The sequence below is a fragment of the Streptomyces sp. NPDC005374 genome, assembly GCF_042872225.1.
Lineage (GTDB): Bacteria > Actinomycetota > Actinomycetes > Streptomycetales > Streptomycetaceae > Streptomyces.
The window spans coordinates 96226-119249 of record NZ_JBIAKA010000017.1 but is presented as its reverse complement, the minus strand read 5'-3'; the positions used below and the strand labels follow the sequence as shown (position 1 = coordinate 119249).

At 69.4% G+C, this 23024-nt stretch carries 19 protein-coding genes; 8 read left to right on the top strand and 11 right to left on the bottom strand.

The annotated features are described in order from the left end of the window. Genes ACFYRX_RS35525 through ACFYRX_RS35500 form a run of 6 tightly spaced genes read right to left on the bottom strand, consistent with a single transcriptional unit; the run spans nt 1 to nt 5745 of the window. Complete coding sequence (locus ACFYRX_RS35525; protein ID WP_389109030.1) at nt 1–1257, bottom strand: cysteine desulfurase; 1257 nt, start codon at nt 1255–1257, stop codon at nt 1–3. Continuing rightward, the gene (gene sufC, locus ACFYRX_RS35520; RefSeq protein WP_389109028.1) at nt 1254–2018 is read right to left on the bottom strand and encodes a Fe-S cluster assembly ATPase SufC; all 765 of its coding nucleotides are present in this window, start codon (nt 2016–2018) and stop codon (nt 1254–1256) included. The genes ACFYRX_RS35525 and sufC overlap by 4 nt, the downstream gene beginning before the upstream one ends. A 7-nt stretch (nt 2019–2025) precedes the next feature. After that, a complete protein-coding gene (locus ACFYRX_RS35515) occupies nt 2026–2343 on the bottom strand; it encodes a bifunctional 3-phenylpropionate/cinnamic acid dioxygenase ferredoxin subunit (RefSeq protein ID WP_389109025.1) in 318 nt (105 codons plus the stop codon). After that, on the bottom strand, nt 2343–3524 hold the full coding sequence (gene sufD, locus ACFYRX_RS35510) for a Fe-S cluster assembly protein SufD (RefSeq protein ID WP_389109022.1): 1182 nt from the start codon (nt 3522–3524) through the stop codon (nt 2343–2345). Before sufD ends, ACFYRX_RS35515 begins: the two co-directional genes overlap by 1 nt. A gap of 59 nt (nt 3525–3583) precedes the next feature. After that, nucleotides 3584–5005 (bottom strand): Fe-S cluster assembly protein SufB, encoded by a 1422-nt coding sequence (gene sufB, locus ACFYRX_RS35505; protein WP_389109021.1) that lies wholly within the window; start codon nt 5003–5005, stop codon nt 3584–3586. Further along, a complete protein-coding gene (locus ACFYRX_RS35500) occupies nt 5002–5745 on the bottom strand; it encodes a helix-turn-helix transcriptional regulator (RefSeq protein ID WP_389109018.1) in 744 nt (247 codons plus the stop codon). The genes sufB and ACFYRX_RS35500 overlap by 4 nt, the downstream gene beginning before the upstream one ends. Nucleotides 5746–5906: 161 nt before the next feature. Between ACFYRX_RS35500 and ACFYRX_RS35495 the strand changes: the two genes are divergently transcribed. From ACFYRX_RS35495 to ACFYRX_RS35480, 4 genes are all read left to right on the top strand, one after another. Next, nucleotides 5907–6779 (top strand): aminoglycoside N(3)-acetyltransferase, encoded by an 873-nt coding sequence (locus tag ACFYRX_RS35495; RefSeq protein WP_389109015.1) that lies wholly within the window; start codon nt 5907–5909, stop codon nt 6777–6779. Nucleotides 6780–6789: 10 nt separating this feature from the next. Then, nucleotides 6790–7713 (top strand): ABC transporter ATP-binding protein, encoded by a 924-nt coding sequence (locus tag ACFYRX_RS35490; RefSeq protein WP_389109012.1) that lies wholly within the window; start codon nt 6790–6792, stop codon nt 7711–7713. After that, entirely contained in the window at nt 7710–8480 is a 771-nt protein-coding gene (locus tag ACFYRX_RS35485) for an ABC transporter permease (protein ID WP_389109009.1), read from the top strand. Before ACFYRX_RS35490 ends, ACFYRX_RS35485 begins: the two co-directional genes overlap by 4 nt. Nucleotides 8481–8559: 79 nt before the next feature. Next, nucleotides 8560–10689 (top strand): glycogen debranching N-terminal domain-containing protein, encoded by a 2130-nt coding sequence (locus ACFYRX_RS35480; protein WP_389109006.1) that lies wholly within the window; start codon nt 8560–8562, stop codon nt 10687–10689. Here the strand turns inward: ACFYRX_RS35480 and ACFYRX_RS35475 are convergent. Next, a complete protein-coding gene (locus tag ACFYRX_RS35475; protein WP_389109003.1) occupies nt 10605–11927 on the bottom strand; it encodes a glycosyltransferase family 4 protein in 1323 nt (440 codons plus the stop codon). The genes ACFYRX_RS35480 and ACFYRX_RS35475 overlap by 85 nt on opposite strands. Before the next feature lie 165 nt (nt 11928–12092). Here ACFYRX_RS35475 and ACFYRX_RS35470 point away from each other — a divergent pair, with 165 nt between their 5' ends. Both ACFYRX_RS35470 and ACFYRX_RS35465 read left to right on the top strand, forming a co-directional pair. Then, on the top strand, nt 12093–14843 hold the full coding sequence (locus ACFYRX_RS35470) for a tetratricopeptide repeat protein (protein ID WP_389109000.1): 2751 nt from the start codon (nt 12093–12095) through the stop codon (nt 14841–14843). A 37-nt stretch (nt 14844–14880) separates the two neighbouring features. Next, a complete protein-coding gene (locus ACFYRX_RS35465) occupies nt 14881–15894 on the top strand; it encodes a heme A synthase (RefSeq protein WP_389108998.1) in 1014 nt (337 codons plus the stop codon). Here the strand turns inward: ACFYRX_RS35465 and ACFYRX_RS35460 are convergent. The 4 genes from ACFYRX_RS35460 to ACFYRX_RS35445 form a co-directional block, all read right to left on the bottom strand. After that, complete coding sequence (locus ACFYRX_RS35460; RefSeq protein ID WP_389108996.1) at nt 15849–16565, bottom strand: nucleotidyltransferase domain-containing protein; 717 nt, start codon at nt 16563–16565, stop codon at nt 15849–15851. The genes ACFYRX_RS35465 and ACFYRX_RS35460 overlap by 46 nt on opposite strands. An 18-nt stretch (nt 16566–16583) precedes the next feature. Next, nucleotides 16584–17690, bottom strand: coding sequence for an amidohydrolase family protein (locus tag ACFYRX_RS35455; protein ID WP_389108993.1), 1107 nt, complete (start codon nt 17688–17690; stop codon nt 16584–16586). A gap of 386 nt (nt 17691–18076) precedes the next feature. Further along, complete coding sequence (locus tag ACFYRX_RS35450; RefSeq protein ID WP_389108991.1) at nt 18077–18412, bottom strand: hypothetical protein; 336 nt, start codon at nt 18410–18412, stop codon at nt 18077–18079. 44 nt (nt 18413–18456) lie between these two features. Beyond that, the gene (locus ACFYRX_RS35445; RefSeq protein WP_389108988.1) at nt 18457–19410 is read right to left on the bottom strand and encodes a heme o synthase; all 954 of its coding nucleotides are present in this window, start codon (nt 19408–19410) and stop codon (nt 18457–18459) included. Nucleotides 19411–19765: 355 nt separating this feature from the next. On the opposite strand from ACFYRX_RS35445, the gene tkt reads away from it, so the two are divergent. Next, nucleotides 19766–21871, top strand: coding sequence for a transketolase (tkt, locus tag ACFYRX_RS35440; RefSeq protein ID WP_389108986.1), 2106 nt, complete (start codon nt 19766–19768; stop codon nt 21869–21871). Nucleotides 21872–21903: 32 nt separating this feature from the next. Next, nucleotides 21904–23022, top strand: a complete 1119-nt coding sequence (gene tal / locus ACFYRX_RS35435; protein WP_389108984.1) for a transaldolase — start codon at nt 21904–21906, stop codon at nt 23020–23022. Nucleotides 23023–23024: the final 2 nt, after the last annotated feature.

Below are 23024 nucleotides of genomic sequence, written 5' to 3'. Positions count from 1 at the left end.
TCAGCCGAAGAAGTTCCGTACGTGCTCCAGCCCGTCGATCAGTGCGTCGATCTCGGCCGGCGTGGAGTACAGATAGAACGACGCTCGCGTGGTCGCGGGAATTCCGTACCGCAGGCAGACCGGCCGCGCGCAGTGGTGGCCGACCCGGACCGCGATGCCCTGCTCGTCGAGGACCTGGCCCACGTCGTGCGGGTGGATGTCGCCGAGCGTGAAGGAGATCGCCGCGCCCCGGTCCTCGGCCGTGGTCGGGCCGATGATCCTGAGGTCGGGGACCTCCGTGAGGCGCTTCACCGCGTACTCGGTGATCGCGTGCTCATGGGCGAGGATCTTGTCCATGCCGATCGAGTTCAGATAGTCGATCGCCGCGCCCAGGCCGACCGCCTGCGCGATCGGCGGGGTGCCCGCCTCGAACTTGTGCGGGGCGGGCGCGTACGTCGACGAGTGCATCGACACGGTCTCGATCATCTCGCCGCCGCCGAGGAACGGGGGCAGGTCCTCCAGGAGTTCCTGGCGGCCCCACAGCACGCCGATGCCCGTCGGACCGCACATCTTGTGACCGGTGAAGGCCACGAAGTCGGCCTGGAGGGCCTGTACGTCCAGCGGCATGTGCGGCGCGGCCTGTGAGGCGTCGATGCAGACCAGGGCGCCGACCTCCTGCGCCCGGCGCACTATCGCCTCGACCGGGTTGACCGTGCCCAGGATGTTGGACACCAGCACGAAGGAGACGATCTTCGTCTTCTCGGTGATGATCTCGTCGATGTTGGACAGGTCGAGCCGGCCGTCGTCGGTCAGCCCGAACCACTTCAGCTTCGCGCCCGTGCGCTGCGCCAGCAGCTGCCACGGCACGATGTTGGAGTGGTGCTCCATCTCGGTGATGACGATCTCGGTCTCGTGGTCCACGCGGTAGGGCTCGTCGGCCCAGCCCAGCATGTTCGCCACGAGGTTGAGCGACTCGGAGGCGTTCTTGGTGAAGATCACCTCGTCGCGGCTCGGCGCGTTGATGAAGGCGGCGACCTTGTCGCGCGCTCCCTCGTACAGCGCCGTGGCCTCCTCGGCGAGCACATGCACACCGCGGTGGACGTTGGCGTTGTAGCGCTCGTAGTACTCGCTCAGGGCGTCCAGCACCTGGCGCGGCTTCTGCGAGGTCGCCGCGTTGTCCAGGTAGACGAGCTTCCGGTCGTCGTGGACCATGCGGTCCAGGATCGGGAAGTCCTTGCGGATCGCCTCTGTGTCGAGGAGGCCCGGCAGCTGTGTCACTCGGATGCGCCACCCTTCGTGTAAGCCTCGTAGCCCTCGTTCTCCAGCTTGTCGGCGAGCTCGGCACCGCCGGACTCGACGATCCGGCCGCCTGAGAAGACGTGCACGTGGTCGGGCTTGATGTAGCGCAGGATGCGCGTGTAGTGCGTGATCAGCAGGGTGCCGACCTCGCCGGTCTCGCGGACGCGGTTGACGCCCTCGGAGACCACCCGGAGCGCGTCGACGTCGAGGCCGGAGTCGGTCTCGTCGAGGATCGCGATCTTGGGCTTGAGCAGTTCGAGCTGGAGGATCTCGTGGCGCTTCTTCTCGCCGCCGGAGAAGCCCTCGTTGACGTTGCGCTCGGCGAAGGCGGGGTCCATGTGGAGACGCTGCATGGTCTCCTTGACCTCCTTCACCCAGGTGCGCAGCTTGGGGGCCTCGCCGCGGATGGCCGTGGCGGAGGTGCGCAGGAAGTTGGACACGGAGACGCCGGGGATCTCGACCGGGTACTGCATGGCCAGGAACAGGCCCGCACGGGCGCGCTCGTCGACCTCCATCGCCAGGACGTCCTCGCCGTCGAGGGTGACGGTGCCGCCGGTGACGGTGTACTTCGGGTGACCGGCCAGCGAGTAGGCGAGGGTCGACTTGCCGGAGCCGTTGGGGCCCATGATGGCGTGCGTCTCGCCCTGCTTCACGGTCAGGTCGACGCCCTTGAGGATCTCCTTCGTGGCGTTGTCGGCCTCGACGGTGACGTGCAGGTCGTGGATTTCAAGCGTTGCCATGGGTTCCTCAGGACTCCTGGTTGAGGGAGACGAGAACGTCGTCCCCTTCGATCTTTACGGGGTATACGGGGACGGGGCGCGTCGCGGGCAGGCCGGACGGCTTGCCGGTTCTGAGGTCGAACGCGGAGCCGTGCAGCCAGCACTCGATCTGGCAGTCCTCCACCTCGCCCTCGGAGAGCGAGACGTTCGCGTGGGAGCAGATGTCGTTGATCGCGAACACCTCTCCCTCGGTTCGGACGACCGAGACCGGCGTGCCGTCGAGTTCCACCCGTTTGGGGGTGTCCTCCTCCAGCTCGCTCAGCCCGCAGGCGCGTAGGTAGGCCATCAGACGGTGGCCTCCAGCTCCTCGTCGATCTTCACGAGAAGGCGCTCTTCGATGTCGGCGACGCCGATCTGCTGGACCAGTTCGGCGAAGAATCCGCGGACCACCAGGCGCCGGGCCTCGTCGGCCGGGATGCCGCGGGCCATCAGGTAGAAGAGCTGCTCGTCGTCGAAGCGGCCGGTCGCACTCGCGTGCCCCGCTCCGACGATCTCGCCGGTCTCGATCTCCAGGTTCGGCACGGAGTCGACCCGGGCGCCGTCGGTGAGCACGAGGTTGCGGTTCATCTCGTACGTGTCGGTGCCCTCGGCCTTGGCCTCGATGAGCACGTCGCCGATCCACACGGCGTGCGCGCCGTCGCCCTGGAGCGCGCCCTTGTAGACGACGTTCGACTTGCAGTGCGGGGTGTTGTGGTCGACCAGGAGGCGGTGCTCCTGGTGCTGACCCTTGTCGGTGAAGTAGAGCCCGAACAGCTCGGCCTCACCGCCGGTGCCGGCGTAGGAGACGCGCGGGTTCAGCCGTACGACGTCACCGCCGAAGGTGACGACGACCGACTTGAAGGACGCGTCCCGGCCGATCAGCGCGTTGTGCTGGGCCACGTGGACGGCCTTGTCGTCCCAGTCCTGGACGGAGACGACGGTCAGTTTGGCGCCGTCACCGAGGACGTAGTCGACGTTGGCGGCGATCACGGCGTCACCGGTGTGGTCGATGACGACCACGGCCTCGGCGAAGGCTCCCAGCTCGATCATCTGGTGGCCGAAGCGGGTGCCGCCCTCGCCGTGCACGGCGATCCGGATCGGCTCGGTGAGGACCGTCTCCTTGGGGACGGTGATCACGGAGGCCTTCTCGAACGCCGAGTACGCCTGGGCGGCGATGCGGTCCACCGGGGTGCCCGCCTTGCCGAGGCGCGCGTCGTCACGGCCGACGGTCTCGACGGTGACGCCCTCGGGGGCCTGGACGTCGACCTTCACGCCGTCGCCGGAGGCGATCGCGGTGCCGTCGTGCAGCCCGCGCAGGCGCTCCAGCGGGGTGAACCGCCACTCCTCCTCGCGTCCGTGCGGGACCGGGAAGTCCGCCACGTCGAAGGACGGGGGCGCGCTCATGCGGGTGGCGACGGTCGACTCGGCGGCCACCGCGATCGAGCCTGCGGTGGTGGAACCCACCGGGATGTTCTGAGCCTCAGCCATGGCTGTCGGTCTGCTCTCTTCCTACGTCAGAAATTCGCTAGCTGCTTACGAAGGCGGCCTCAGCCGACCGCGCCTTCCATCTGCAGCTCGATCAGCCGGTTGAGCTCGAGGGCGTACTCCATGGGCAGCTCCTTGGCGATCGGCTCGACGAAGCCGCGCACGATCATCGCCATCGCCTCGAACTCGCTCAGACCGCGGCTCATCAGGTAGAAGAGCTGGTCGTCGGAGACCTTGGAGACGGTCGCCTCGTGGCCCATGGACACGTCGTCCTCGCGGACGTCCACGTAGGGGTACGTGTCGGAGCGGGAGATGGTGTCGACGAGCAGCGCGTCGCACAGCACGTTCGACTTGGAGCCGTGGGCGCCCTCGCCGATCTCGACGAGACCGCGGTAGGAGGTACGGCCGCCGCCTCGCGCCACCGACTTGGAGACGATGTTGGAGGAGGTGTTCGGCGCCATGTGGACCATCTTGGAGCCGGCGTCCTGGTGCTGGCCCTCGCCCGCGAAGGCGATGGAGAGGGTCTCGCCCTTGGCGTGCTCGCCCATCAGGTAGACGGCCGGGTACTTCATGGTGACCTTGGAGCCGATGTTGCCGTCGATCCACTCCATGGTCGCGCCCTCGTACGCCACGGCGCGCTTGGTGACCAGGTTGTAGACGTTGTTCGACCAGTTCTGGATGGTCGTGTAACGGCAGCGGGCGTTCTTCTTGACGATGATCTCGACGACCGCGGAGTGCAGCGAGTCCGACTTGTAGATCGGAGCCGTACAGCCCTCGACGTAGTGCACGTAGGCGCCCTCGTCGACGATGATCAGGGTCCGCTCGAACTGGCCCATGTTCTCGGTGTTGATGCGGAAGTAGGCCTGGAGCGGGATCTCGACGTGCACGCCCTTCGGCACGTAGATGAAGGAACCGCCGGACCACACCGCGGTGTTCAGCGACGCGAACTTGTTGTCGCCGACCGGGATGACGGTGCCGAAGTACTCCTTGAAGAGCTCCGGGTGCTCCTTCAGCGCGGTGTCGGTGTCGAGGAAGATGACGCCCTGCTCCTCCAGGTCCTCACGGATCTGGTGGTAGACGACCTCCGACTCGTACTGGGCGGCGACACCGGCGACGAGGCGCTGCTTCTCGGCCTCCGGGATGCCCAGCTTGTCGTAGGTGTTCTTGATGTCCTCGGGCAGGTCCTCCCAGGACTCCGCCTGCTTCTCGGTGGAGCGCACGAAGTACTTGATGTTGTCGAAGTCGATGCCCGACAGGTCGGAGCCCCAGTTCGGCATGGGCTTCTTCCCGAAGAGCTTCAGGCCCTTGAGGCGCAGCTTCGTCATCCACTCCGGCTCGGACTTCTTGGCGGAGATGTCCTTGACGACGTCCTCGTTGATACCGCGCTTCGCAGAGGCGCCGGCGGTGTCGGAGTCGGCCCAGCCGTATTCGTACTTGCCCAGGCCCTCGAGCTCAGGGTGGGCAGTCTCCGTGGGGAGAGTCATGCGGGGTTCCTCCCGGCCGTGCTTGCGGATGCGTTGAGGGTGTTCTTGGAAATCTTGGGGATGAACGTCGTGCAGACGCCGTCGCCGTGGGCGATGGTCGCGAGCCGCTGGACGTGCGTGCCGAGGAGCTGGGAGAAGATCTCCGTCTCGGCGTCGCACAGCTGCGGGAACTTCTCCGCGACATGGGCCACCGGGCAGTGGTGCTGGCAGAGCTGCTCGCCGACCGGTGCGCTGCGCGCCGTAGCAGCGTACCCGTCCGCGCTCAGCGCCTTGGCCAGGGCTTCGGTGCGCCCCTCGGGGGCGGCGGCCTCGACGGCCTCGCGGTACCCGGCGGCCTGCTCGGCGATCCGGGCGCGGGCGAAGGCGACGACCGCCTCGTCCCCGCCGAACCGCTCCTGGATCCAGCGCAGGGCGTCCGCGGCGAGCTTGTCGTAGGACTGGTCGAAGGCGTCCCGGCCGCAGTCGGTGAGCGCGAAGACCTTGGCGGGACGGCCGCGCGTCCGCGCGCCGTACACCCGCTGCTCGCGCGCCTCGACGACGTCGTCGGCCACCAGTGCGTCCAGATGGCGTCGTACGGCCGCGTGCGTCAGGCCCAGCCGTCCGGCCAGCTCGGCGACGGTCGAGGGGCCGTGGTCCAGGATGGATCGCGCGACGCGGTTGCGGGTGGACCGCTCACCGGTCGCGAGCTCCTCCTGCGGGACCCCCGTGGGGGTCTCCCGAGCCTCGCCGACGTTTTTCACAACGCCATTGTTGCGTAATTCCTCAGGACCGGGCAAGCCGCGTCCCGCCCGCCGGACGGTGCCCTGCATCACTTAGGCACCCCTAACCTGACCTGCGGGAATGATCTTTGATCGATCAAACCGGTGGTTTTTCCGCGCCCGTTCGGGGACACTCCCGAAGCATGCCGAAACCCCCTCCCACCGGCCCTCTTGTCACCCGCGGCACCATCGCATCGGAGCTGCGTGAGCTGGGTGTCCGCAGCGGCGAGACCCTCCTCGTGCACTCCTCCCTCAGCTCCCTCGGCTGGGTCTGCGGAGGCCCCGTAGCGGTGGTCCAGGGACTACTCGACGCCCTGGCCCCGGACGGCACCCTCGTGGTCCCCACCCAGACCGGCGACCTCTCGGACCCGGCACTGTGGAGCAACCCGCCGGTGCCCGAGGACTGGTGGGACACGATCCGGACGGCGATGCCCGCCTACGACCCCCTCGTCACGCCCTCCCGCGGGGTCGGTGTGATCCCGGAGACCGTCCGCACCTGGCCCGGCGCCCTGCGCAGCGCGCACCCGCAGACCTCCTTCGCGGCGATCGGCGCCCGCGCCCACGAAGTCGTCGACGGCCACGCCCTCGACTGCCGACTGGGCGAGCACAGCCCGCTCGCCCGTCTGGAGGCCCTCCACGCGCGCGTGCTGCTCCTCGGCGCGGGCTACGACACGTGCACGAGCTTCCATCTCGCCGAGTACCGCGTCCCGACCCCGCGCGTACGGGTCGGCCGCCCGGGACCGGCCGGCTGGGAGGTGGTGACGGAGGTGTCGATCACCTCCGACCGCTTCGACGAACTGGGCTACGACTTCGAGCGGGACCGCGGGCCCGTCGTCACACAGGGGAAGGTGGGCGCGGCCGACGTGCGGCTGTTCCCGGTGGCGGACGCGGTGCGGTACGCGGAGCGGTGGCTGACGCTGCACCGCTCGCGGGAGGACGTGCCCGGGAATCCCCTCGGCGTGGACCCGGGTGGAGATCCTGCACCCGGCCGTCTGCGGCGCGAGCGGCGAACCTAGACTCGGGCCCATGCGAAGTGAGCCCGTGGTCCAGGTCCACGCCCTGGTGAAGCGGTACGGCACGAAGACCGCCGTGGACGGCCTCGACCTGGTGGCCCGGGCGGGCGTGACCGCCGTACTCGGGCCCAACGGCGCGGGCAAGACGACGACCGTCGAGACCTGCGAGGGATACCGCAGGCCGGACTCCGGCACGGTGCGCGTCCTGGGCCTGGACCCGGTGCGACAGGCCCGCGAGCTGCACCCCAGGATCGGTGTGATGCTCCAGTCCGGCGGTGTGTACTCCAGTGCCCGGGCCGACGAGATGCTGCGACACGTGTCCCGGCTGCACGCGCACCCGCTGGACGTGGACGCGCTGGTCGAGCGCCTGGGCCTCGGCGGCTGCGGCAGGACGACGTACCGGCGCCTCTCCGGCGGCCAGCAGCAACGCCTGGCACTGGCCATGGCGGTCGTGGGCCGCCCGGAACTGGTGTTCCTGGACGAGCCGACGGCGGGCCTGGACCCCCAGGCCCGCCACGCCACCTGGGACCTGGTCCGCGACCTGCGCGCGGACGGTGTCTCGGTCATCCTCACCACGCACCACATGGACGAGGCCGAGCAGCTCGCCGACGACGTGGCGATCATCGACGGCGGCCGGGTCATCGCCCAGGGCACGCCGGAGGAGCTGTGCCGCGGCGGCGCCGAGAACACCCTGCGCTTCATGGGCCGACCAGGCCTGGACGTGGGGTCCCTGCTCAAGGCGCTCCCGGCGGACTGCACGGCGGTCGAGCTGACCCCCGGCTCCTATCGGGTCGGCGGCAAGGTCGACCCGCAGCTGCTCGCGACGGTGACGTCGTGGTGCGCGCAGCACGGGGTGATGCCGGAGCGGATCTCGGTCGAACGGCACACGCTGGAAGACGTATTCCTGGAACTGACGGGCAAGGAGCTCCGCTCGTGACGGCCACCGGTCTCTACACCCCGAAGCCGGGGGCGGCACCCCTGGGACGCATGATCGCGACCCAGGCCGCCCTGGAGACGAAGATGCTCCTGCGCAACGGCGAGCAGCTCCTGCTGACGGTGGTGATCCCGACCCTGCTCCTGGTCCTGTTCAGCTCGGTGGACATCGTCGACACGGGCGCGGGCAAGGCCGTGGACTTCCTCGCCCCCGGCATCCTCGCCCTCGCGGTCATGTCCACGGCGTTCACGGGCCAGGCCATCGCCACGGGCTTCGAACGCCGCTACGGCGTCCTGAAGCGCCTGGCGTCCTCCCCGCTCCCCCGCTGGGCCCTGATGACCGCGAAAACGGCGTCGGTCCTGGTCACGGAGATCCTTCAGGTCCTGCTGCTGACGGTGATCGCCCTCGCCCTGGGCTGGAAGCCGCACGGCAACCCGCTCGCCGTCCTCCTGCTCCTGCTCCTGGGCACGGCGGCCTTCTCCGGCCTCGGCCTGCTGATGGCGGGCACCCTGAAGGCCGAAGCCACACTGGCCGCCGCCAACCTGGTCTTCCTGCTGCTGCTGGTCGGCGGCGGGGTGATCGTCCCCCTGTCCAAGTTCCCGCAGGGCGCCCAGGACGTCCTCGGCCTGCTGCCGATCTCGGCACTCTCGGACGGCCTGCGGGACGTACTGCAGCACGGGGCCGGAATGCCCTGGGGGGACCTGGGGATCCTGGCCGTGTGGGGGGTCGTGGGGCTGGCCGCGGCGGGGCGGTTCTTCCGCTGGGAGTGAGGCACGCGCCGTAGCGCAGACCGGCGCGCACGCGCGAACGGGCGTGAATGAGGGGCGCGGGCGCGGGGAAGACCTCCTCGTGGTCGAATCGGCGAACTCCCCGGCACCGCGGGCGCTGCAACCGCTCCTCCACGACGTGGTCATGTGTGTGGCCGCACCCGCGTTCGCGGCCTCACCACGCGATGGGCAACTGCGCGGCGACCGGGCCGAGGGCTTCTACGACCACGATCGGCGGCTGCTGCACACCCTGTGTCTCTTCCTGGACGAGCGCGAGCCGGAACCGATAGGCGTCCAGCCTCTGGGACCCCATCAGGTGAGATTCACCGCGGTGCACCGCTATGACCGCGACGGTACGAACGACCCCACGCTGATCATCGAGCGCGTCCGTACCGCCGGCGAAGGCGAGACGATCACCTTGCGGAACGTCGGCACGATCGAACGGCCCTTGCACATCGAACTGGCCGCCGCCACCGACCTGGCCGACATAGCCGACGTCAAACGTGGCAAGCAGCGGCCTCCCCTGGTGTGCACCGGTCACCCGCAGCCGCACGAAGAGACGTCACGAGCCTCGCTCAGTTGGACCGGGTCGACCGGACAGGCCCGGCTGACCGTCGCCACCGGCCCGGCTCCCGAGGTGTCCGCCGGTCCCGAGGGAGGCACCTTCACCTGGCCCCGCCTGGTCCTGTGTCCCGACGAGTCCTGGCAGGTCCAACTCGTCGTCACCGGGCAGGCGATCCCGGAACCCTCCGGTCACCCGGTGGCGCCCCGCGGACCGGCGCCCTGGAGCCGGCCCACGATCAAGAGCGACGACGTACGGCTGCGGGATCTCGTACGACAGGGGTTGTGGGACCTTGACTCCCTGCGCCTGGCGGATCCCCTGGGCGCTGTCGAACAGGGCGCCGAGGACCAGTTCATCGCCGCCGGATGCCCTTGGTACCTCACGCTGTTCGGCCGGGACAGCATCTGGGCCGCGCGGATGCTGCTCCCGCTGGGCACGGACATCGCCAAAGGGACCCTCTCGGCCCTGGCTCGGCGGCAGGGCCGGGTGAACGACGTGTTCCGGGAGGAGGCACCGGGCCGTATCCTGCACGAACTGCGCCCGGCGACCGCGCAGCACGGGAATGGACTGCTGCTGCCGTCGCACTACTACGGCTCCGTCGACGCCACCCCTTTGTTCGTGACGCTGCTCGTGGAGGCGTGGCACTGGGGCCTGCCCGACACCGAGGTCGACGCCCTGCTCCCGTACGCCGAACGCGCGATGGCCTGGGTGCGGAAGACCAGCGACAAGGACAAGGACGGCCTGCTGCGCTATCACGCGCGAGCCGGCGGTCTGCGACACCAGTCCTGGAAGGACAGCGAGGACGCGGTGCGCGACGCGGAAGGCCGGCACATCGGGCCACCGCTCGCCCTCTGCGAGGTCCAGGGGTATGCGTACGAGGCCGCCACCGGCCTGGCCACGCTGCTCACGGCACGTGGGCGTACGAAGGAGGCCGCGCACCTGCGCGACTGGGCGTGGGCACTGCGCAAACGCTTCGCCGAACTGTTCTGGATCCCCGCACGCACCGGGCCGGCACCGCGCTATGTCGCCATCGCGGTGGGGCAGGAGTCGAGACCTGTCAGCGGACCCGCGTCGAACATGGGGCAGTTACTGTCCACCGGCATCCTGGACGAGGACGGTTGCCGCGACACCGCGGCCTGGCTGGCCTCTCCCGGCCTGTCCTCCGGCTGGGGACTGCGCAGCCGGTCCAAGGACGTGCCCGGCTTCAACCCCCTCAGCTACCACGGCGGTTCGGTCTGGACCCACGACACGGCGATCGCCATCCGCGGACTGTGCGCGACAGGCCATCACGAGGAGGCGACGGTCCTGGCCGAGGGCCTGCTGGACGCGGCGACGAGCTTCGACTACCGGATGCCGGAGCTGTACGGCGGGGACGGCCGTACACCGGGCTCACCGGCGCCGCTCGCCTATCCCGCGGCGTGCCGACCACAGGGGTGGTCCGCGGCGTCCGGGGTGGCTGTGCTCTCGGCTCTGCTCGGTCTGCGGCCGGACATCACCCGACGGACACTCGTCGCGCAGCCCGCGGTGCCGGTGGCCATGGAGGTGCAGGGTCTTACCCTCGCGGGTCAGCGGCTGTCGGTGGCAGTCACCACTTCCGGAGAGTGCGCGTTTACCGAACTGCCTGACGGCTGGCGGGTCATGTCGGACTGAGGAGCACCGTCCAGCAGACGCTGGTACTCCGTGAGCATCTGGTCGACGTACACCTCTTCCAGATCGAAGTGCTTCTGCACATGCTCCCGGCCCCTGAGCCCGGCGGCCCTCGCCTCGGCCGGATCCATCAGCAGCTGCCACACCTCGTCCGCGAACCGCTGTACCAGCGCCGGCTCGTCGTCTCTCTCCTGGAACTCGACGAGAGCGCTGCCGCCCTCCCCTAGGCCCCCGATCCCGGTCGCCACGACGGGCCGAGCGGCGCACATGGCCTCCAGCGGCGCGAGGCCCATGGGTTCGTTGAACCGGGAAGGGTAGATAACGACAGAGGCTTCCTCGTAGAGGCCGCGCATGTCGTCGATGCCGGCGGCCCGGAATTCGACGTCGTCGCTTTCCAGGTCACGGCGCTTCATCAAATCGAGAAGACGCTCCTTGAACCCCCAGGCCTCGTCATGGAAGTCGACCGTGTCCCCTGGATTCGTGAGGACCAGGCGGGGGCGTAGTGCCCTCGCCGACTTCTTTGCACGCTCGATGAGTTCGGCCAGCATCTCGACCGCCACCACCGCGCCCTTGTTGGGAATCAGCCGAGCAGGCAGCAGGATCACCGGCCGGTTGTCGTTCTGCTCCAGCGGACCCACATCGAGGTAGGTGCTCGCGTCGATACCCAGATAGGTGCGGGTGACAGGCTCCTTCAGCTCTGTCAGCACCTCGGAGCATTCATGCACCAGGAAGTCCGACACCGCGTGATGGGCGTCCCAGACGGCACATTCGCGCGCCAGTTTCTCGTTGTCGGGATCCCGCCAAATGCTGTGGTACGTGTGTGGAAGGACCAGCCCGAGACGCCCGCGCAGGGAATCGAGCGCGAGCGCGGGGACGTTCGAGAAGTGGTGCAGATTGTGCCCGTGGACCAGGCGGACCGCCTGCCCGCCCGCGGTGAGGTGGTCGGCGAACCATTCGCTCAACTGCCGTACCGACGCGTCGCTGTCCACTCGGTCCACCGAAAGATCCAGCAGCGGGTGGTAAAACACGTCGACACCGGAACACGGGGGCCGGGAATCAGCCGTACCGGTGAAGATCGTGACCCGGTGGTTCCGGCGGGCCAACGCCCGCGAGTACTCCCAGAGATGGGTCTCCACTCCGCCGACGCTCGGCGGAAAGGCCCAGTGGACCAGCGCGATGTGCAGGCCGGACCCGTCCAGGCCCCCCGCTGGTGACTCACACTCGGATTGCTGCTGCTCCACCGCGCCTCCGCAGGCCGTTGTCAGTGTCGGAAACGCTGGGTCAACGACCTGTTACCAGGTAAGGACACTCGTGGACGCCGAACAGGTTCCGTGGGTTGTCTGGATGCCGGCGCACCCGACGAGGAAAATGGAGCGTACAGCGCCGCGTCGCTCAGGGGGATCACAATGGGATTACTGGACCGCATCCGCGTTCGCGTGGCCCGACGTCAACTCAGGAACGCCCTCAGTTGGGTCACCGCGGCCGGAGCGGTCTTCCTGTCCGTCATGGCCCAGGACACCGAGGGGGCCAGCCTGATGCTGCTGGCATCGAGCGCCGGTGTGCTGGGTGGGGTGTCCGCGATCTCCAGTTACTTCTCCGTCCAGCGCACGCGTGGCACACGATCCATCACACGCTCCACGGACGAGGATTCGGTGTACATACCGCCCTCCAACGTCCCGAACCCTTCCCGCTTCTTCACCGGCCGCAAAAAGGAACTCTCCGCGATATCGGCCGCGTTGAAGCCACGCGATCGCAACGGCGGCCTGCGCGTCGCCGTCGTCCACGGGCTCGGCGGCATCGGGAAGAGCCAACTCGCGGCCTCCCACGCGGAGGAGCGGCTGAAGGGGGACCGGGCCCTCGTGTGGTGGCTGTCGGCCACCAGCTACGAACGGCTCAGGAGCGAGTTGTTGGAGCTTGCCGCTTGTCTGGACATCCCCGGACACAAATCCAAAGCCGTGGTGTTGAACCGGCTTTGGGGCCATCTGCGTGACAATCCCGGCTGGCTCCTGATCTACGACGACGTACAGAACGACAGTCTGGGGCCGCTGCACGACGACCCCGACGACCCGCGCCCGTCCCTGCTGCCCCGGACCGGACAGGGCGAGGTCCTCGTCACCACACAACGCCGCGAGGGCTGGGACGAACTGCGCGCCAGGACGACGGTGATCGAGTTGCACGACCTCGGAGCGGAGGACGGACTGGCCTTTTTGCGCGCCAGGACGAAGGCGCCGCAGGCCGATGTCGAAGCCGTGCGGGAGCTGGGCAAGCAACTTCACTGGCTCCCGCTCTCCCTCGAACAGGCCGGCGCCTACATCGCACAGGCGCAGATCTCCGTGCGCGAGTACCAGCAGCGTCTGCCCGACCGTCCCGCCGACCGCGCCGCCGCCGCGTTCGGACTGGCCATCAAACGCGTGGCGGCCGTCGAGGAAGCGGCCGAGGACCTCATGCGGCTGTGCTGCCTGCTGGCCTCGGAGGACGTCAGGCGGGACAGGCTGACGGGCCGGCCGGAGATGATCCCGTCGCCGCTGCACGAGGTCGTCAGGGACCGGGCGGCCCTCGATCGCGTCGCACGGCGGCTGTCCGACTACTCGCTGCTGCGACGCACCGAGGACGAGGAGAGCGGCACCGTCGCGTACAGCATGCACCCACAGGTTCAGAAGTTCGTCCGGCAGCGCATGGACGAACAGGCCCGGCTGCTGTGGTCCCAGACGGCGGTCCGGCTGCTGGAGGCCGCGTTCCCCCAGGAGCCGAAGTGGTTCCAGCACCGGGCCGACTGCGAGGAGCTGATGCCACACGTCGAGGCGCTCATGGACGAGCTGGTGTGGGCCGCGGAGGACGGCGACCAGATCTACGGGGCGGCAGTCGATCCACACGCTCTGGCCCGGCTGCTGCACCGGGTGGGCGAGTACCAGGAGCATCGCTGCGACTGGTCGGGCGCTCTCGGCCTCTTCGAGCGGGAAGCGACGCTGCGCGAACTCTACGTCTACGACGCCGACGACCTCGGCCGCACCACCGCCCTGCTCGCCGTGGCCCGCCAACGCTATCTGCTCGCCGACCTCGACACCGCCGAGGAGGAGTGCCGCAAGGCTCTGGAGGAGTGCGTCGGGCACCAGGACGACCCGCGGTTCCTGCCCTTGCAGGCCGAGTGCCTGCGGCAGCTCGGTGACATCCTGCGCGAACACGTCCGCTTCGACGAGGCGCTGAGCGCGGTGAGCCGGGCCATCGCCATCTACGAAGGCCCCGGGGCCGACTGGGAGGGGCTCGACCGGGCCGTCGCCGAGCAGGAGGCGGGAATGATCCACCGAAACGCCGGTCAACTGCCCCAGGCGCTCGAACGCTACCGGCGCGCTCAGGACCAGATTCCCCAGACCGGCAGCGATGAGCCACGCGAACACACGGTCTTCAAGGCGATGCTCCAACGCGACATCGGTATCGTCGCCCAGGACCGCGGCGACCTGGACATCGCGGAGCAGGCACTGGACGACGCACTGAGGTCCTTCAGGACCCTTCGCTGGCCAGATGACTTCGAGACCTCCCAGATCGCGAAGTTCCTCGCCGACGTGATCCGGCGCCAGGGTGAGGAACTGCGTGAGCAGGCCCGGACTTCCCGGCGACCGCTTCGCCGCAACCACCTCACCCGGCTGGCCCGCGCCAAGCTGGACGCTGCGGACGCTCTACTCATCCCGGTCGTGGAACTGCATCGCAAGCGCCGCGACACCGAGAGGCACAAGTACGCGGCCTGCCTGAACAAACTGGGCTCCTTGCGCAATGCCCAGGGAAGGGCCGCCGAAGCGATCGACATCCTCCTGGAAGCGGAGAAGATCTACGTCGACACATACGGCCCGGATCACCACTACCGCGCCAAGACCCTCTCCCGTCTGGCCGCCGCGCTCATCACCACCGGCGGCACAGCCACCCTCAACACGGGCGAGGAGGTCAACGCCGAAGCAGCCCTGCGTCTCGCCGAGGAAATCTTCCGCACCCGGCTCGGCGACGCCCACCCTTCCCTCATCGCGGTGTACGAGCGGCTGGCCCTCTGCACCTCCGACGAAGCCGAAGCGGCAGAGCACCGCGCCCGGGCCCGCCATATCAAGGAGGCGCTGAGCAGCGACGCACCGACCCCGACACAGCCGACGGCACCCGTCTCGACCCCCTAGTGAACGCGTGCACAAGCGTCACCCCTACGATGGACGGGTGCCGAACGTGACCCGCGCCGACGCCGTAGCGGCTGTCCGCAACCCCCTCGCCTTCATCGCCGCACGCTGGACCCCGACGCCTCGGACGGTTCAGCGGGCGGCTCTCTCCGCGCTCGTCATGGCGGTGGTCATCGTGGTCACCGGCGGGGCGGTGCGCCTGACCGGCTCGGGGCTCGGCTGCCCGACCTGGCCCACGTGCACCGACACCTCGCTGACCACGACCAGCGCGATGGGGATCCACGGCGCCATCGAGTTCGGCAACCGGATGCTGACGTACGTGCTGTGCGCCGCCGTCGGGTGGGCGATCATCGCGGCGCGTTCCGAGAAGCCGTACCGGCGCAGCCTGACGCGGCTCGGCTGGGCGCAGTTCTGGATCGTGATGAGCAACGCGATCCTCGGTGGCATCGTCGTGCTCGTCGGGCTCAACCCGTACACCGTCGCGGCCCACTTCGTCGCCACGACGGCCCTGATCACGGTCGCCGCGGTGATGTGGCAGCGCACCCGCGAGGGCGACGAGGCACCCCGCCCGCTGGTCGGCAAGCCGGTCCAGCAGCTGGTGTGGTTCATGGTCGCGGCCGCCGCCCTGCTGATCCTCGTCGGCACGGTCGTGACCGGCGCCGGACCGCACGCCGGTGACTCCAGCGAGGTCGAGCGGATGCCGCTGGACTGGGAGACCGTGAGCAAGGTGCACGCGGTCCTGGCCTGGATCGTGGTGTCGCTGACGTTCGCCCTGTGGTTCATCCTCAAGGCGGTCGACGCCCCCAGGAACCCCCTGGACCGCACCCGCGACCTCTTCCTGGTCCTGCTCTCCCAGGGCGTCATCGGCTACGTCCAGTACTTCACCGACCTCCCCGAGTTCCTGGTCGGCCTGCACATGCTCGGCTCGGCCCTGGTGTGGATCGCGGTGCTCCGCGTACTGCTGGCCCTGCGTGAGCGGACCGGGGGCGAGCTGCCCGAGGTGCCCGCTCAGCCGTACGCCGCCACCAGCTCGTCGATCGCCGGGCCCAGGTAGGTCCGGGTCAGCGCCGCCCTGTCCTCGACGGTGGACACAGGACCGCCGTAGCGCCGCCCCCGGATGTCCTCGACGACCTCCACGGGCGCCCCGAGACCGGGCAGCAGTTCCAGTGCCTCGCGCTTCGAGATCAGTCGGCCCTCCCGCAGGGTCACGCTCGCGCGGGCGAAGGTCAGCAGCCCCAGGTCGACCCACACGTCCCGGGCCCACAGCGGGGCGTTGTCGAGGGCCGGTCGCCAGAAGTCGCGCTGGTCACGGACGACGAAGTCGGTGAGCTCGCGGTCCGACACCGGCGGCAGCAGTTCCGCGGGCGGCCTCCCGAGCAGCACCCGCCCGAACGCGTGCAGTTCGCGCCGGGTCACCGGGCTGACAGGGCGCTTGAACAGCTCCTCGTACCCCCAGGTGAGGTGACGGCGGCCCATGTCGGCCGAGGGCGTCAGGTAGGTGCAGTGGAGCTGCCCGGACAGCGGCTCCACCCGCAGCCGGGCGTGCGCCTTCGCCAGCCGCCAGACCGTGCGGGGTGTCAGCGAGGGCAGTACGGCGATCAGGTCCAGGTCGCTGCGGCCCTCCTGGTAGTCGCCGCCGGCCAGCGAGCCGTGGGCCCAGACGGCGACGGGGGCGAGCGGGGCCAGGCCGGTGACGAAGCGGTCCAGTAACACCTCGGTCTGCATGCACCCATCCTGTACAGCTCAGTCCAGCCCGTACACCCGGCGTGCGTTCCCCGCCGCGATCAGCCCGGCCACCCGCTGCGCGTCCGCCGACGACCAGGCGCCCTCCGTGACCCAGCCGCCCAGCACCCGGGCCAGCGCGTCACGGAAGAGGCGGGCGCCCACCACATGCAGTTCGGGCAGGCTGTGGGCCCCGCTGGAGAAGACGATCTTGCCGAAGGGGGCCAGCTCCAGGATCTCCGCGAGGACGGTCGCCGCGCGGGCGCCGGTGCGGACCAGGGCGGCGCCGGAGTCGGCGTAGACATGCGGGAACACACCGGCGAGGTGGGCCGCGTGCCGGTGGTAGGGGTAACTGTGCAGCAGCACGAGATCGGTGCCGAGGCCGGCGGTGGCCCGGACGAAGTCGGTGAGCAGGACGGGGTCGGTGCGGTCGATGCGCAGGCCCGGTTCGCCGAGCCCGGCGTGCAGTTGGAGCGGCAGGCCCGAGGCGACGGCGATCCACAGCAGGTGTCGTAGGAGGACGGGGTCGGACAGCTCACCGCCCACCCGGCGGCCCGCGAGCCACCGGCCCGCCGCGCCCCGCACCTCGCCCGGCCCCGGCGGCTCGGGCGCCAGCGCGAGGCCGTGCCGTACACCGGCCACCGAGGTGAACGCGACCGCGTTCGCTGCGGCTCCGTGCACCGATTCGGCGAGGTTGGCGAGGAAGGACTCGACGGTGCCGGAGGTGTCGGCGACCTGTTCGGCGAGGAGTTCCAGGCGGATGATCTCGCGGGTCTCGGCGTCCGCCGCGGAGGCCAGCTCGGTGGGCCCCGTGAGGTCGCCCGGCAGCCCGGTGTCGACCAGATAGGTCGTGATCCCGCTGCCGCGCAGCAGCCTGCGGCCGGATTCCAGTACGCCCAGTTCACGGCGCCGGGCCAGATAGCGGGCGGGCGCGCAGTGCGGTTCCAGGCCGAGTAACGGCGGGCACCAGCGTCGTACGGCGAAACCCGTCTGGGTGTCGAACAGTGTGGTCCCCGGGGCGGGCGGGCCCTCGGTGCGGGCCAGCTGGGCCTCGAAGGTGCCGAGACCCAGCTCTGTTCTCAGTACGCCGTGGCAGTACTGGTCCACGAGGGACGGCGTTTCGATCATCCGGGCTCCCGCGTCTGGACCGTGTCGCTGTCACAGGTCCTAACGGGTGAACCGGGCATCAGGTGCTGCTGTCACACACCCCGTGCGAAGCGCTCCGCTGGGTTGAGCCGTTTCGCCCACGGTGCGGAGACACCGGCCCTCACGCGACTGTGGCCCCGCCGTGGCTGGTCGCGCCGTTCCCCGCGCCCCTTTGAGGTGGGCTCGACCAGCCGTTGGACGGGCCGCCGACCTGGATGCCGACCCACGCGCGACCGCGGACCCGCCGTGGCTGGTCGCGCCGTTCCCCGCGCCCCTTCGAAGCGGGCTCGACCAGCCGTTACCCGGTCCGCCGACCCACGCGCGACTTCGGACCCGCCGTGCCCCGCGCTCCTTCGAGGCGGGCTCGATCAGCCGTTGGACGGGCCGCCGACCTGGATGCCGGCCATTCGGCTCCACTCGTACGGGCCGGTCTTCACCTTCGCGGCGAACTCGCCGTCGAACTCTTCGTGAACAGTGATGCCGGACTTCTCGACGGCCTTCTCGGCGATCTCGTACGAGGGGGCCATCAGGTCGCCCCAGCCGCCGTCCTCGCCCACCAGGACGATCCGGGCACCGCGCTCGCCGACGTGGGCCAGCTGGCCCTCGGCACCGCCGTGCGCCTTGGAGAAGGAGCTGATCTGCTTGGCGAGCCGGGCGACCTTGCGCTCGGCCTTCGCGTCAACCTGCTGCGTCGTGTCTGCCATGACCAGGATGCTACCGATCAGTAGAGGCGGCGACGACGTGACCCTTACCTCAGGAAGGGGTCCACCGCGACGGCCACGAAGAGGATCGACACATAGGTGATCGACCAGTGGAACAGCCGCATCTCCTTGAGCTTGCCGCCCGTCACCTCGGCCTTGGCGCGGTTCTGCAGTCCGTGCGCCTCCCACAGCCAGAAGCCGCCGGCCAGCAGCGCGACCGCCGAGTAGAACCAGCCGGTGTAGCCGAGCGGCTGAAGCAGCAGCGACACGCCGACCATCACCCAGCTGTAGATGACGATCTGCTTGGCGACCACCTTGTTGGAGGCCACGACCGGCAGCATCGGCACACCCACGCGCGCGTAGTCCTCCCGCACCTTCATGGACAGCGGCCAGTAGTGCGGCGGCGTCCAGAAGAACATGACAAGGAAGAGGACGACCGGCGCCCACGACATGGAGTTGGTGACCGAGGACCAGCCGATCAGGACCGGCAGACAGCCGGCGATGCCGCCCCACACGATGTTCTGCGAGGTACGGCGCTTGAGGATCATCGTGTAGACGACGACGTAGAAGAGGAGCGCTCCGAGCGACAGCCAGGCCGACAGCCAGTTGACGGCGAGGCCGAACAGCAGCGTCGAGACGACCGCCAGCGTGATGCCGAAGGCCAGACACTCGCGCGGCGACACCATGCCGGTCACCAGCGGGCGCTGCGAGGTGCGGTCCATGAGCGCGTCGATGTCACGGTCGATGTACATGTTCAGCGCGTTGGCGCCGCCCGCCGAGAGGTAGCCGCCGAGGCAGGTCAGCAGCACCAGCTTCAGGTCGGGCACGCCCTGCTGCGCCAGGAACATCACCGGAACGGTGGTGATGAGCAGCAGCTCGATGATCCGCGGCTTGGTCAGCGCCACGAACGCCTTGACACGGGCCCCGAACGGCCTGTGACTCGGGCTCTGGCTCGCTCCGAGTACCCCCGCTGGACGGGATTCGACGGCCGTCACGCACACCCCTACAGAGACATCCCAGCAAGCCTCGCCCGTGTGAAGTCCCGGTAAAGGCCCGCGCGTACCACGCCACTGTAGACGTTGCCCATACCCCGACATTCGCGGGGGTCGGGTCGTGTCCGAGGACGCCCCCGGAAGAGCTCGGCGTCACTCGGTTGAGCACTCCGATGAGCAGCTCCGTATTCAGTTGCCGAATGCGTTGCGGGCCCAGTCAGGAGGCGGATCCCCGAGACTCCCGCCAGTCTGGAATGACTCGAAAAAACGCACGTACTTGCGGGGGTAGGCTCGACAAAAGACCGGGCGTCCCGTGCACCGGCATCCGACATGCGTGACATGTGGAAAGGAGCCCTGACCCAGGGTGAGCACCAAGCCGACCACCACAGACCTCGAGTGGACCGAGCTGGACCAGCGGGCCGTCGACACCGCCCGAGTCCTGGCAGCCGACGCCGTACAGAAGGTCGGCAACGGCCATCCCGGTACGGCGATGAGCCTGGCCCCCGCCGCGTACACCCTCTTCCAGAAGGTGATGCGGCACGACCCGGCCGACCCGGAGTGGGTCGGGCGCGACCGCTTCGTGCTGTCCGCCGGCCACTCGTCCCTGACCCTCTACACCCAGCTCTACCTGGCCGGTTTCGGCCTGGAGCTGGACGACCTGAAGGCGTTCAGGACCTGGGGTTCCAAGACCCCCGGCCACCCGGAGTACGGCCACACCAAGGGTGTGGAGACCACGACGGGACCGCTCGGCCAGGGTGTCGCCAACGCGGTGGGCATGGCGATGGCCGCCCGCTACGAGCGCGGTCTGTTCGACCCGGAGGCCCCGGCCGGCGAGTCGCCGTTCGACCACTTCGTGTACGCCATCGCCGGTGACGGCTGCCTCCAGGAGGGCATCTCCGCGGAGGCGTCCTCGCTGGCCGGCCACCAGCGGCTCGGCAACCTGGTCCTGCTGTGGGACGACAACCACATCTCGATCGAGGGCGACACCGAGACGGCCGTGTCCGAGGACACCGTCAAGCGGTACGAGGCGTACGGCTGGCACGTCCAGCGGGTCGCCCCGAAGCCGGACGGCGACCTGGACCCGCACGCCCTCTACGACGCGATCGAGGCCGCGAAGCGGGTGACGGACCGCCCGTCCTTCATCGCGATGCGCTCGATCATCGCCTGGCCCGCCCCGAACGCGCAGAACACCGAGGCCGCGCACGGCTCGGCGCTCGGCGACGACGAGGTCGCGGCCACCAAGCGGGTGCTGGGCTTCGACCCGGAGCAGTCCTTCGAGGTCTCGGACGCCGTCCTGAACCACACCCGCGAGGCGCTGGAGCGCGGCCGGCAGGCCAAGGCGGAGTGGGAGAAGTCGTTCCAGGAGTGGCGCAACAACAACGCCGGGCGCGCCGCCGAGTTCGACCGCATCGCCGCGGGTGAACTGCCCAAGGGCTGGGAGGAGAAGCTCCCGGTCTTCGAGCCGGGCAAGGGTGTCGCCACGCGTGCCGCCTCCGGCAAGGTCCTGCAGGCCCTCGGCGCGGTGATCCCCGAGCTGTGGGGCGGCTCCGCCGACCTCGCGGGCTCGAACAACACCACGATCGACAAGGACAGTTCGTTCCTCCCGGCGGACAACCCGCTGCCGGAGGCGGACCCTTACGGCCGCACGATCCACTTCGGCATCCGCGAGCACTCCATGGCCGCGGAGATGAACGGCATCGCGCTGCACGGCAACACCCGTATCTACGGCGGTACGTTCCTCGTCTTCTCCGACTACATGCGCAACGCCGTCCGGCTCTCGGCGTTGATGCACCTGCCGGTGACGTACGTGTGGACGCACGACTCGATCGGCCTCGGCGAGGACGGCCCCACCCACCAGCCGGTCGAGCACGTCGCCGCGCTGCGCGCGATCCCGGGCCTGAACGTGGTCCGCCCGGCGGACGCCAACGAGACCGCGATCGCCTGGCGCGAGATCCTGGGCCGGTACACGAAGGTGTTCGGCAAGGGCGCCCCGCACGGCCTGGCGCTGACCCGTCAGGGCGTGCCGACGTACGCGCCCAACGAGGACGCGGCCAAGGGCGGTTACGTCCTCTTCGAGGCGTCGAACGGCGCCCCCGAGGTCGTCCTCATCGCCACCGGTTCCGAGGTGCACGTCGCCGTCGAGGCGCGCGAGCAGCTCGAGGCCGACGGTGTGCCCACCCGTGTGGTGTCCATGCCGTGCGTGGAGTGGTTCGAGGAGCAGGACCAGGGGTACCGGGACAGCGTCCTGCCCCCGGCCGTGAAGGCCCGAGTCGCGGTCGAGGCGGGCATCGGCCTCACCTGGCACAAATACGTCGGGGACGCCGGTCGCATCGTTTCCCTGGAGCACTTCGGTGCTTCCGCGGACGGCAAGGTCCTTTTCCAGGAGTTCGGTTTCACTGGCGAGAACGTGGCCGCCAAGGCCCGGGACTCGCTTGAATTCGTTAACGGGCTCACCACCGCCCAGCGCTGACGCTCACACACGACCGTAGGAGATGTAATTCCATGACAGACGCACTCAAGCGCCTCTCCGAGGAGGGCGTCGCGATCTGGCTGGACGACCTGTCGCGCAAGCGGATCACGTCCGGCAACCTCGCCGAGCTGATCGACCAGCAGCACGTCGTGGGCGTCACCACCAACCCGTCGATCTTCCAGAAGGCGATCTCGGAGGGTGACGGCTACGACCAGCAGGTCTCCGACCTCGCGTTCCGCAAGGTCTCGGTCGAAGAGGCCATCCGCATGATCACGACGGCGGACGTCCGGGACGCCGCCGACATCCTGCGCCCGGTCTACGACGCCACCGACGGCCAGGACGGCCGCGTGTCGATCGAGGTCGACCCGCGCCTGGCGCACAACCTCAAGGCGACCGTCGCCGAGGCCAAGCAGCTGGCCTGGCTGGTCGACCGCCCCAACACCCTCATCAAGATCCCCGCCACCCAGGCGGGCATCCCGGCGATCACCGAGGTCATCGGCCTCGGCATCAGCGTCAACGTCACGCTGATCTTCTCGCTGGAGCGCTACCGCCTGGTCATGGACGCGTTCATCGCGGGCCTGGAGAAGGCCAAGGAGCGCGGCCTGGACCTGTCGAAGATCCACTCCGTGGCGTCCTTCTTCGTGTCCCGCGTGGACACCGAGATCGACAAGCGGCTCGACGCGCTCGGCACCGACGAGGCCAAGGCCGCCCGCGGCAAGGCCGGTCTCGCCAACGCGCGTCTGGCCTACCAGGCGTACGAAGAGGTCTTCGCCACCGAGCGCTGGGCCGCGCTGGAGAGCGCGGGCGCCAACAAGCAGCGTCCGCTGTGGGCCTCGACCGGCGTCAAGGACAAGGCGTACAAGGACACGCTGTACGTCGACGAGCTGGTGGCGCCGAACACGGTGAACACCATGCCGGAGGCCACCTTGTTCGCCACCGAGGACCACGGCCAGATCCGCGGCGACGCGGTGTCCGGCACGTACGAGCAGGCCCGCGCCGAGCTCGACGCGCTGGAGAAGCTCGGGATCTCCTACGACGAGGTCGTCGAGCTGCTGGAGGAAGAGGGCGTCCAGAAGTTCGAGGACGCGTGGAACGACCTGCTCAAGTCGACCGAGGCGGAGCTCCGGCGCCTCGCCCCTTCGGAGGGCTGAAC